This is a genomic window from Bacteroides cutis (assembly GCF_900241005.1).
In the GTDB taxonomy this organism is placed as follows: domain Bacteria; phylum Bacteroidota; class Bacteroidia; order Bacteroidales; family Bacteroidaceae; genus Bacteroides; species Bacteroides cutis.
Genome location: NZ_OEST01000008.1, coordinates 115,272 through 127,839 on the forward strand (window position 1 = coordinate 115,272; position 12,568 = coordinate 127,839).

At 37.1% G+C, this 12,568-nt stretch carries 10 protein-coding genes and 1 pseudogene; 1 reads left to right on the forward strand and 10 read right to left on the reverse strand.

The features are described 5' to 3' along the window. The 6 genes and pseudogenes from C1A09_RS14980 to C1A09_RS16620 form a co-directional block, all read right to left on the reverse strand. Nucleotides 1–1,998 (reverse strand): family 20 glycosylhydrolase, encoded by a 1,998-nt coding sequence (locus tag C1A09_RS14980; protein ID WP_245875056.1) that lies wholly within the window; start codon nucleotides 1,996–1,998, stop codon nucleotides 1–3. Nucleotides 1,999–2,015: 17 nt separating this feature from the next. Continuing rightward, the gene (locus C1A09_RS14985; RefSeq protein ID WP_101545843.1) at nucleotides 2,016–2,678 is read right to left on the reverse strand and encodes an SGNH/GDSL hydrolase family protein; all 663 of its coding nucleotides are present in this window, start codon (nucleotides 2,676–2,678) and stop codon (nucleotides 2,016–2,018) included. Nucleotides 2,679–2,809: 131 nt separating this feature from the next. Beyond that, nucleotides 2,810–3,985, reverse strand: a complete 1,176-nt coding sequence (locus C1A09_RS14990) for an AGE family epimerase/isomerase (protein WP_101545845.1) — start codon at nucleotides 3,983–3,985, stop codon at nucleotides 2,810–2,812. A gap of 12 nt (nucleotides 3,986–3,997) precedes the next feature. Beyond that, complete coding sequence (locus C1A09_RS14995; protein WP_101545847.1) at nucleotides 3,998–4,915, reverse strand: dihydrodipicolinate synthase family protein; 918 nt, start codon at nucleotides 4,913–4,915, stop codon at nucleotides 3,998–4,000. A 31-nt stretch (nucleotides 4,916–4,946) separates the two neighbouring features. After that, complete coding sequence (locus C1A09_RS15000; RefSeq protein ID WP_101545849.1) at nucleotides 4,947–6,185, reverse strand: MFS transporter; 1,239 nt, start codon at nucleotides 6,183–6,185, stop codon at nucleotides 4,947–4,949. A 125-nt stretch (nucleotides 6,186–6,310) separates the two neighbouring features. After that, a pseudogene (locus tag C1A09_RS16620) lies at nucleotides 6,311–6,612 on the reverse strand (YhcH/YjgK/YiaL family protein). 241 nt (nucleotides 6,613–6,853) lie between these two features. Between C1A09_RS16620 and C1A09_RS15010 the strand changes: the two are divergent. Further along, a complete protein-coding gene (locus C1A09_RS15010; protein ID WP_101545851.1) occupies nucleotides 6,854–8,062 on the forward strand; it encodes an ROK family transcriptional regulator in 1,209 nt (402 codons plus the stop codon). Here the strand turns inward: C1A09_RS15010 and C1A09_RS15015 are convergent. The 4 genes from C1A09_RS15015 to C1A09_RS15030 are packed head-to-tail and all read right to left on the reverse strand — an operon-like array spanning nucleotide 8,059 to nucleotide 12,513. Next, nucleotides 8,059–8,523, reverse strand: a complete 465-nt coding sequence (locus C1A09_RS15015; protein WP_101545853.1) for a WbuC family cupin fold metalloprotein — start codon at nucleotides 8,521–8,523, stop codon at nucleotides 8,059–8,061. The genes C1A09_RS15010 and C1A09_RS15015 overlap by 4 nt on opposite strands. Before the next feature lies 1 nt (nucleotide 8,524). Beyond that, nucleotides 8,525–8,869, reverse strand: coding sequence for a UpxY family transcription antiterminator (locus C1A09_RS15020; protein WP_101545855.1), 345 nt, complete (start codon nucleotides 8,867–8,869; stop codon nucleotides 8,525–8,527). Continuing rightward, nucleotides 8,845–9,954, reverse strand: coding sequence for a Wzz/FepE/Etk N-terminal domain-containing protein (locus C1A09_RS15025; RefSeq protein ID WP_101545858.1), 1,110 nt, complete (start codon nucleotides 9,952–9,954; stop codon nucleotides 8,845–8,847). The genes C1A09_RS15020 and C1A09_RS15025 overlap by 25 nt, the downstream gene beginning before the upstream one ends. Before the next feature lie 9 nt (nucleotides 9,955–9,963). Further along, nucleotides 9,964–12,513 carry a polysaccharide biosynthesis/export family protein gene (locus C1A09_RS15030; protein WP_101545860.1) on the reverse strand — a complete coding sequence of 850 codons (2,550 nt, stop codon included), beginning with the start codon at nucleotides 12,511–12,513 and terminating at the stop codon, nucleotides 9,964–9,966. Nucleotides 12,514–12,568 lie beyond the last annotated feature (55 nt).

Genomic DNA, 12,568 nt, shown 5'->3' on the forward strand with positions numbered 1-12,568 from the left:
TCAATTTAATTTTTTCTCAGGAGAATAAATAAGTCCTTCCACAGCTTTTTTTCCATCCAAAGTGACAAACACCGTGGTAAACATCCATTTTACCAAACGGATTTCCGGCTGGGTAAACTTACCAACCGGAAGTTTCAAAAGTATCTTGTTCCACCCTTTATGGAGTTGTATGGATAGAGGTGGACGAACAACACAATTTTCATTTCCCAAAGGTACCTCAACATCTTTTACACGATGAGTCATGGTCCAGCCAGGTGGCAAAATCTCTTCATCATTTATCCATATCCGGCTTCCTTTATAGTCCCATTTACCCGGTAATGGCGGTAAATCAGCTTCGGAACGGCCATAATTTTGGAATTCAGCCCACAATCCGACAGTTTGATTTTTGGGAGAGTATACATAAGTATATGCATAAGCAGTATGATTTTCCTTAGGCTCTTTATAGAAAGCAGGAACAAACGTTCCCCACACATGGCGTAAATAAATACCGGCCCCCACTGCAAGATGTGTACTAAAATGCCGTCCTTTATATTGATAAACATTTTTCAATTCGCGTTCCGGTGGAAATGAAGCAGTTAAATCACCATTATTAGGGAAAGCATCCGTAATCTTCCACCATACATTTGTTTGTTTGACATAGCCAAACGGATACCCTTTGAATTTATGTTCTTTGTACCACAACATTCTTTCTTCAAAGTCACTAAACGAACGAAATATTTCATTACTTGTATCGGGAGGAAGGATTGTACCATTTTTATCAAAATATTCAGTACCTCCTCCCAACCACGCACGCTCGGCAATGGCAAGCATATTGGGATAAAAACCATTTTGTAAAATAATATCTTGTTCTTTATCTATATACCGATCGTTCCATACGGCTAAAATTGTTCCGGCAATATATTCACTTCCTTGTTCCACATTATAAATGCGGCTATTATAAAGTGCTATTATGTCCCCGAAAGTATCAAAATGATTCAAATAATGAAAACGAGAATCAATGGCAGGAATACCTTTCTGAGCTTTTCCACGAGCACTCCACAGATGCATCATATCAATTTCGCCTGGTCGATACTTCCACCCCGGATTCCAAGAAATGACTTTCTTTCCTTTGGTACGAATATACGACACCATTTCAGGAACAAATTCCGGGTTGGTAAATTTCACTTCATCAGTACCAATATGTAAATAAGGTACATCAAAAACTTCACAGACCTCATCCATCAATAACTTCAGAATTTTCATTCCTTCAGGGCTTTGCATATCATGCCGGAAAACACGAGTAAAGGCTGCGCTATGTCCCGGCATATCAAATTCCGGTATCAGTGTCATCCCATGTACTTTACAAAACGCGACAAGTTCTTTCGCTTCTTTTTGAGTATAATATTTGCCAGACATACGGGTAGTATTCACACCATCATTCAACATTGGGAAAATCTTACTTTCCATTCGCCATGATTGATTTTCCGTGAGATGCCAATGAAAAACATTAATTTTAAACTGAGAAAGCATGGATATTTCACGTTTCAATTCCTCCATTGAAATATAAGTACGCCCCACATCATGCATAAAACCACGTACTCTGAAAGCAGGCCAATCTGTGATGATACATCCTTTAAAAACTGTTTTCTTAACTGAAACTTCTGCCAATTGCCTTAAAGTTTGCATAGCCCAATAAACCCCTTGACCCGTAACCGCTTCAATGGATATTTTCTTGGACATCACCTGCAAACGATAGGCTTCATTTTTATTTAAGGGAACTTCGTTCATTGAATTTACCAGATTTATTTCAATCATAGCAGTAGATTTATCATCTACAGTACCTCCATGTTCCTTAATAAAATTTTCCCACTCTTTCTGCAAAACAGGAGTAGACAGACGTGTTTTACCTAACACAAAAGAAGCCCCATTCGACACAAATCTCTGTGGTTGTGGTAACAAACGATTATCACCTGCATGTCCTTTTTGACAAATACATACAAGCAATAAACAGACAAACATGAGAATGATCTTTTTCATTACTCAACAATATAAGGTTTGATAATTTCCGCCCACTTCAAGTAGCCTTTTCCCAGTAAATGTAACCCATCATTAGTATACTCATTATTCATTTTACCGGTTTCCTTATCTAAAAAATGGCTATAAAGATCAATATAGGTGAGTTTTTTTCTCTCTGCCAACTCTTTCAGACCTCTGTTTATATCAGGAATGGCAGTAGCACGGGAAGTATGTCCATTGAACATTTTATAATAATCACTTACCGGTAATACACTCTGCAAATAGAGTTTTGTACGTGGGGAGTTTCTCGCAATCTTTTCTGCAATCATATCAATACGTTTTACAATAGTATCGACTGATACCCCACGGCTTACATCATTAATACCAATCAATAGAAATATCTTACTAGGCTTACCAGATAAAACAGCATCTAGCCTATCATAGACTCCCATAGTCGTATCACCGCTGATACCACGATTTTTTATATGGGGATTAGCAAATAATTCGTTCCATTCAGCACCATTAGTAATACTATTACCTAGAAATATAATATCTTCTGAAGAGACTGATAATACTTCAAACAACGTTGCACGCTGATAATAAAATGTTGAATATTTTTGCCCTTGGGCATTTATGTCCCACACAGTGCAACAAAAAAGAAATAACAGGAAAAGTTTTTTCATAATAACACTTTTAAGGTGAACAATGCAAATTTATTATTTATTGATTAAAGGGAGTTAATTTCAAATACAAAATTAACTCCCGGCATTACCTTTCTAAAAAACTAACCTGAAAACTAACCAAAGTCTAATTTTTATAGTAGTTCTGTACAAAGGATATAACTGCGTATCATCATACGGGGAACATGAAAAGGCCCCTTAAAAATATTGCCTTTAGCCGGTTGGGCAACGCTACCGTCACGATGCAAATAACCATACCATTCACCATACTCCTTATCGGGAAAATGAGAATAAGTCCAATCACTAATCTGTTTATGCATTTCAAGAAATTTCTCGTCTCCCGTAGCTTGATAAGCATAAAGAGCGGCGATTATAGTCTCGGTTTGTGGCCACCAGAACTTCATATCCTGAGAATAATCCTGGGAAGGCATGTTGCGACAGTCTCGAAAATTAATAATACCTCCATATTCTTTATCCCAACCCCACTCCCACGACCAATCGAGTATCCGAAGTGCCAGTTTGACTAATCTTTCATCCCAATTACGATATTTGGCCTCTTCCAGAATAAACCAAGAAGTTTCAATACAATGTCCCGGATTAATAATACGTCCATCGCATGTGTCTATGAATTCGCCATTCGGACCTACAGTCTCCAACAAAGCTTTAAACTCCGGATGAACAAAATATTTTTCAATAGCACTGATTGATTCTTCAATCTGCGCATCAAGTTCAGGATCACTAATCACCGCACGAATACGAGCAGCCGTATTAATCAAAATCATCGTGATGGAATGTCCGCGCATCTCTACAGTAGGCAAGTATTTGGGTTCCAAAAAACCTGGAGTAGAAAGGAAACGCCTGATACGCTTAAATAGCCCCAAAGCGTTTACTGCATAATTCTTATCACCGGTAGCCAAAGAATACTCCGCCATAGCTATAGCAGCAAAACATTCGGAAAAGACATAACGGCGCTTACGCAAAGGTTTTCCATCTTCTGTCACTTCAAAATACATGTGTCCATCTGTATCGGCACAATGTGCTTCAATGAAGTCGATACAACTTTTAGAAGCTGACAACCATTCCTGATTTTTCTCTATATTATTATAGGCATATGCTGCAATAAAGCCGAAACGCCCCTGAAACCATACAGACTTTGTAGTATCCATCAGACTACCGTCACGGTTCACACAAGTGTATACCCCTCCATGCTTACGGTCCAGTCCATTTTTCAACCAAAAAGGCATGATATCTGCAATAATATCATTTTTATAAGATGCAGCCCAAGTTCTTATATATTCAGTAACATTCATGGCTATATATATTTAGAATTTATTACAGCGATCAAAAAAATGAATAGATTCAAGTTCGGCTTTCATTTGTATTTCTTCCTCATCCGTCATATTTTGGAAAGGAGTACGATTCTTGCCTAAGTCAAGACCTATAAGTTTCATGATACGTTTTCCACCTACAATATTACCACGATAATGGCATATAATATTTATGACTTCTTGAGAAAAGTCCTGACGCTCACGGGCCGTTTCAATATCTCCCGTTTTCCATGCATCAATAATACCTACCAGTTCACGTCCATTATAATTGGTAGTTCCCCCAATACCCCCTTGTGCACCTCCCATTGCCAAACAAGGAAGAATGGTCTCATCCTGTCCATGTAACATATCGAATTTTCCATTCTTATATAAACGACACTGATTGTATTCATACATACTCTCGAAAGTGTATTTTATTCCTGCGAAGTTGGGTATACGACCATCAACAGCCTCCAACAACTTCACCATTGGCAAAAAAGCACCGTTGAAAGCCGGAATATGATAGTAATAAAAAGGTAATTCTGGAGCGCCATAAGCTATATCCTCAATATATTTTACCAGTTCTTCAATACGCCCGATTTTCGGAAAAGGAGGTGCCATAGCCCCAATCCCCCATGCACCGATTTTCTGTGCATGTTCAGCTAACATACGGCTCGACTTAACACAGCAACTACCTACATGTACAATAACTTTAAATCCTTTGGGAGCAACAGAAATCCAATGTTCTGCCAATTTCATTCTTTCTTCTTCAGTTAACATATAACCTTCTCCGGAAGAGCCATTGATAAATACTCCTTGCAAACCATTCTTCTGAAGCATATTAGCATAAGCTTCAATAGGTTCATAATTTACTTCACCATTCTCATAAAATGGAGTAAATGGCGCATCAATTAGTCCAATAATCTTTTCCATAATGTATTCTTTTAATTAATATATATCAAAATTATTCCATGTTATCCGTTTTGGGACGCAAAAAATATAATTGTAGCGCCAAAGCCAAAGCTACTACAACACTTAATAATGCAAATCCTTCTCCCAAACTACCGCCATCAGTCCATTTTCCCAATAGTTTTGTGACAGCAGCACCGGCAAACACTCCGGTCATATTCATTATCCCATAAGCCGTACCACGATATTTTGCAGCCACAAACTGACATAAAATAGGCATGTTATTAGCATCAAAGATACCAAAACCGATACCAAAAAGCAGTCCTGCCCCCACTACAGATACAAAACTATGTCCAAAACCTAACAATATCAAAGCAGGAATAGTCATTCCCAATCCGATCGCTCCGGTATATACACGTCCACGAAGATTTTTCTGCACCCAACGATCGGAAAGAATGCCACCAATAATCACTCCGATAAAAGAGGATAAGGCTATAGTAATAGTAGATATAGGACCAGCTTGTGCCATTGGAATATCCAGACTTTCTGCAAAAAGAGTCGGTAACCAATTCTTTGTCGCCCATCCCGGTAGACTGGGTGCCGCAAAATAAAATAGAATAATCCAAAAAGCCCAAGTAGAAAATAAAATACTCAGGCCACTAAATACAGATACTTTTTTCACACCCGAAACTTTTATCCTATCTTTTTCTATTACGATATGGGAAGGATTTTCATGTAATAACAATATCAGTATCAATGAATAAGCAATACCTGCAACTCCAAACCAATGAAATGTAGATTGCCAAGAAAACATCGCGGCAGCAGTTGCTCCAAAACCTCCGATAGCTTGTCCCACATATAATCCTGTCATATGCACACCAATAGCCAACGAACGGGATTTACCCTGATGCCAGTCGGCTATCAAAGATAGGGCAGAAGGAATGTAAAGGGCCTCACTAATCCCCATCACAGCACGGAGCCAATACAATTCATGAAAATTATCCGCATATCCCATCAGGAAAGTAACAGCAGACCATACAAAAAGACTCCCTACCACCAACCATTTCCGGCTAAAACGATCGGCAATCATACCGGCAACCGGACTCATAAAACCATATATCCAAAGGAAGATCGCCATTAAAGCACCAAAAGCCTCTGCTTTATCTAACTCAACTATATCTACTCGCATAGCTTCTTGCATAGTAGAAAGCATTTGCCGATCCATGTAATTAAGTAAAGCTACCACCCAGAGTAAACCTACCACTATCCAAGGATAAGTTTCTTTGTTTTTCATATTATTCAATTTTAAAGTTTTATATATTCATGATAAAGGCGTCACAAATATAGCAATATATTTATTTTTATACAATTATTTAATAAATATATTTATTAAAATAGGAGATATTACTAACTCTTCAACTAAAATCTTACCTTAGCTATAAGTTTACGTATCTTCCCTTTCCTATAAGAGGGGCATGAGTATCCTCAGGATAAGTAACTACAAATTGCTCCGGATGTAAAGTAATAAATATTATTGGAATGTCTGAATATAGAGCACAATCCGGATTAATATTATTAATAAACAGATTATCACTCAATATTTCAATCCGACCCAAATCCGAATGAAGTCCATTGTGAGTCTTGACATAGTCGGACAAAACTTTAAATAAAGGATGAAGTTCTTCTATCCGCCGTACATTTTTCAAGTTGGACATAATCATATTTATATACTTTAAATCAATAATTCTCTTTTTGAATTTAAAGAATACAACAAATTAATTTATCGCCCACAAATTAATAAATATCTTTATTATACATTTAAACTAAAAGAAAAAGAAAGTCATAATTTCTATAGTGAACTATAAATAAAAAAAGTGTCAAAAATGACTTTATACCATATATAAACTTCAGATATTAAATTAATTTAGTATCTTTGTATGAATACAACAGAAATATATAATTATGAAGCAACATCTTTTAAAAGAAATAGAACTGGGAAGTAAAAATGCATTATTAAAAAAACGCATCATAGAACATTACATATATAATGGCAGTTCTACTATTACAGATTTATCCAAAGAACTAGATCTAAGCGTACCCACTGTCACCAAATTCATCAGCGAGATGTGTGAAGATGGATATATCAATGATTATGGAAAATTAGAAACAAGTGGCGGAAGACATCCAAGTTTATATGGTCTCAATCCGGGATCAGGTTATTTTATAGGAGTGGATATCAAAAAATTTGCGATCAATATAGGGCTTATCAATTTTAAAGGAGATATGGTGGAACTCAAAATGAACATTCCGTATAAATTTGAGAATACCCCAGAAGCTATGGAAGAATTATGCAGATTGATAAATAACTTTATCAAAAAGGCAAGTGTCAATAAAGAAAAGATATTAAATATATGTATCAACATCTCTGGACGCGTAAATCCAGAATCGGGTTATAGTTTCAGCCAATTTAATTTTTCAGAACGTCCTTTAGCTGAAATATTAACAGAAAAAATAGGATATCCTGTATGTATTGATAATGATACACGAGCCATGACGTATGGAGAATATCTTCAAGGATGCGTTAAAGGAGAAAAGAATATCATTTTCGTGAATGCCAGTTGGGGACTGGGTATAGGAATTATCATAGATGGTAGAATATATACGGGAAAATCCGGATTTTCCGGAGAATTTGGGCATATCAATGTTTTTGACAACGAAATACTCTGCCATTGTGGGAAAAAGGGTTGCCTAGAGACTGAAGCCTCCGGTTCGGCTTTACACCGTATTTTAACAGAGCGTATAAAAAATGGAGAAGGTTCCATTTTATCCGACCGCATTGATATAAAAGAAACTCCACTTACTTTAGATGAAATCATTGCAGCGGTAAATAAAGAGGATTTACTATGTATAGAAATAGTAGAAGAAATTGGACAAAAATTAGGTAAACAAATTGCCGGATTAATCAATCTATTTAATCCAGAATTAGTAATTATAGGAGGAACCATGTCAACAACCGGAGATTACATCACTCAGCCCATAAAAACAGCTGTAAGAAAATACTCTCTCAACCTGGTAAATAAGGACTCCGTCATCATGGCATCCAAATTAAAAGATAAAGCTGGTGTTGTAGGTGCTTGCATGTTGGCACGTAGCCGAATGTTTGAAGGTTAAAGTTTCACTTCTAATATTTTATTCATGAAAACTTCCGCTCCTTTTACATCTGATGGAGCGGGAGCCCATGAAGCTATATCCTCTGGAGAAAGGGGGAAATAAGGCCCCTTCTTTATTTCAAAAATAACAGTCCCTGATTCCAAGGCGACTATATTATGCCACGTACCGGAAGGAATTTCTAAGCCATACTTTCCTTCTGACGGATTAAGAAGTGCTTTATCGGTAACGTTACCTAACTCATCATAAAAGAAAACCCACATGCTCCCCCTTAACAATAAATAAGTTTCCTCTTTATCCCTATGACGATGCGGAGGAAGATAAGTACCTGGCTCTAATGCATTCAACATACGATGAATGGGTTCTTCCATAGAAGTATGAAAATTATAATTCATACGCAAACGAGGATTTACCTTTGCCTGAGAGGTTACTTCATTGAGTAATTCTTCTGTTATAAGTTTCATTTTATTTCAACAATTGCACAAACTTAGCGGACAATTCAGACTTTTCAGCACAAATAGATATTTTTTTCCCTTCACTATCTACCAAAAAAGAAGCATTCTGTGATGCTATAAATGGAACTACATCTACTGTATCTTCTACAAAAAGACAACCTGAAAAAAGAGGCATAAATACTTCTCTGGTTCGTCCATTCCATTTCTTATATACGATTTGCATAGGACAAAATGCGGTATACCCTGCCGCATTTAAACGTTGCATTAACTTACGTTCTGACTTGAACGCTGCATGCACAGCACACCAGCGGTTCATATTATCATTAGTCATCATATTGTTGCTTGCTTTTTCCATCCTTTTAATAAATCTTTCACAAATAAAATCCACCCTACACTACCTACCCCTGCAAGGAAAATAAATCCTATTAAGATCATAACCTTATTAGGTTTAGCTGCACGCAAAGGTACTGTTGCCGGTTGTACAACTGTATATACCGGGGTAATCTCCTGCACCTTTGCTTTTGCCATCTGTAATTGTTGAGAAACTTGCGTATATACACTATATGCCAAATTCATCTCATTTTGCAAACGCTCTTGCTCAGCACGATAACTCAACAAAATAATATTTTGGTTAGCATCTACAAAAGTGGCATATTTTTTCTGAGCATCCGTATAACCATCCTTCGCTTCTTTGTAAAGTTTTTCGGTAAAAGCTAAGTCATGACGAGCTTTATTGGTTCGATAATTCGTTATATAGTTCTGTAAACAATGCATAACGGTATCTGTTAAAGAAGCAGAAATTAAAGGATCCTGCATAGTTACCGACAAAGTAGTAACTCCAGTTTTCTTATCAATAGAAACAGAAATACGTTTACTCAGTACTTCAGCAACCTTAGCTTCGTCTATCGTCAGTTTAAAAGGATCTGCCTTACCGACCTTTTCTTCCGGCTTGTCTTTAAACAAAGACAATGTCCAGCCTAAAGCTTTAAAGGGAGCAGACATCACTGCACCCCACCAAGGAGCACGTTGATATTTGTCTAAATAGGCATACAAAGTTGTATCAATTTCAGCTTTTTGATCTTTTACTTTTACATCAAACAACTCTAATAAAAAAGGTGTTGATTTAACAATATCAGGATAGAGTTCAGGAGATAAGGCATCTTCTCCAGAATTACTTCCCAAATTAATACCTGCCATAGCGGCTAAAGCCCCCATACTTCCTCCACCTGACCGAGTGGCACTTTCAGGTGCCAACATCACCTCAGTAGTATATTCTTTCGGTATACTAAATGCAACCACCAGACCTATTAAAACAGCAATACCACATGCTTTGAAAACCAATTTTCGTTCTACCCAAACTTTTTGGGCAAGTTCAATTAAATCAATCTCTTGTTCCTCCGGTTGTTGAGGAGTTATATTTTGCATTTTATCTTCGCTCATAGTCCTGTCTTACTTAAATAGGTTAACCATAGTAGCAATCATTGTAGCCAAAGAAGCTGCAGAAGTACCCATACCTATCATTTCAGCCGGACTTAACTTCTTGCTTGGATCCTTACTAGGAACAATAATCTCACACCCTGGCTCAATCGCCTTTTTATTACTGGAACGCAAGCGTGATACCGTACCATTCATATACACAACATAGGCCTTACGTTTCTTCGCACCAGAGCCATACCCTCCAGCTTGGTTGATATAATAACGAAGATCTTCACCTTCTTTAAACAATACCGTATTAGGATACATCACAGCACCGTTAATCTTAACGGTACTTACATATTCAGGAATAAGCAAAACGTCTCCTTCACGTAACACCATATCATAATCAGATTTAGGATTTGCCAATGCTTTATCTAAACTGATACCAACAGTATATGTATTATTAATATCTGTATCTACCAATTTCATTGATATAGAATCTGCACCTGTTTTAAACTTAGCCATACGTAACGCATCTTCTTTACGGCGTATTTCCTCCTCTGTCATTTTACGTATAAGACGCGCGCCTCTCACATAAGCATCAGAAGTAACACCACCTGCTTTAGCAACCAAATCACTCAAACGTTCATTTTTCTTTGACAAAGCGTAACTTCCTGTAAACAACGCTTCCCCCATAACAATTACATTCTTTTGCTTGCGATAAGCCGGACTTTTACGAATATAGACTTCATCAAATGGCTGCAAATAGAAATCTTCGCTACCAGCCCCCATAAGCAAACCGTCTTTCAAGTCGAAAGTAAAAATCTGTCCAACAGCATTATTATCGCTATCACTTTTAGGATTTTTGATACGGCGTGATACCTCTATCTTAGTTGTAGCAGCAGCTTCCAACAATCCACCAGATTGAAGCACCAAATCCTCAATAGTCATTTTATCAGAATAAAGATATGTACCGGGATTGCCAACCTCACCATGAATGGTAATTGTAGCCTCTTCCTGTAGATCATGGATACTAGGGATATATAATATATCATTTTTCTGCAAAGGAATATCTGCAACAGTCCCATTAAGCAACCCCCTCAAATCTATTTGAATTATTTCATGTGTTAAATCTTCGTTTTCCCGGTTTATTACAGCACGATTCAAAAAGGCATCACCCCGTATTCCCTCCGCTTTCTTTATTAATTCTTTTACAGTATTTACGTCACCATTCAACTGATATAGACCTGCTCGATAAACAGCACCTTTTACTTCTACACGATTTTCAAAACGTTCAAGAACAGAATCGACAGTCAAGACATCACCATCATCTACGCGGAATACGGAATAATCCATTTCATCCACATTGTATATCTGATGTTCTCGACCACTTTTACGCAACACCCGAATTGCTTTTTTATAGGCATCACCCGTAAAACCACCCGAATATTTTAATATAGTTCCTATCGTTTCAGTAGGTTTCATTTCATAAAACATAGGACGTTTAACCTTACCAAGTATTTGCACTAAAGATTGATAAGGATCTACGATTACTACATCACCATCCTGTAAACGAATATCATCTTTCATCTTACCTTTCATGATAAAATCATAGACATCCAAATCTGCAATGGCATTTCCATCACGCACCACCTTTATACTACGAAGACTACCGATTTTATTTACTCCTCCTGCACGATAAAGAGCATGAAAAACAGATGCAAAAGAGGATAAAGTATATGTACCGGGAGCAACTACTTCTCCCATTACATTCACTTGTATAGAACGGATTTCACCTAAAGTCAACTTAATTTGTGTATTAGGAGTATTACCAGTTACTCCTGCATATATTTTGGCAAACTCTTGTTTCAGATAATTATTAGCTTCCTTTACTGTCTTTCCATTCAAATAGACAGGACCTAAATTATCCACCAATACACTACCTTCCGGAGAAATAATTTCACGGATAGTTGTTTGAGACGCTCCCCAAACATCAATTATGACTTCATCACCAGGCCCTAAACGATAATTAACGGGTGTAGCCACATTAACATTCGGCTCAAAAGTCAAATTCTCATTCTCAAAAATATTATGGCCAAAAATCTGTGTCGTAGGATCTTTTTCTTCCTCCCAATAATCATATTCCTCATTCTGGTTGACAAACGGTAAATTTCCTCCCTCTATGGTTCTATTGTCATCAGTTATACCATCTTCCGTACGTTGTCTTAAAGGTTTTCTCAAACCTTTGATTTTGGAAACGTCCTGTTCATCACCGCTTAGCTTCTTATTACGCGTATTTTTATTCCTTTCGTCATAATTTTTCTGAGTACGCATACGAGATTGTGAAGTAGAGGTCTCATTTTGTATACTACCCGTCTTATTACTATACTTGGCTTGTATTCTTTGGATTTGTTCTTTTGTCACCCCTTTTCTCATCAACTCAGTAGTCATTTGCTGCTGTGTTTTTCCCGTCATTTGACCTTCCTTTACGAACTGGACAACTTGTTCGTCGGACATTTGCTGGGCAAATACCACTCCTGACACCGTAAACATCAACAAACATAAAAGTATAAATCTGCGCATAAGTAAGATATTTGATTAATCTTTTAGTAATCTAGTAACGTTTTTTTAATCGGCT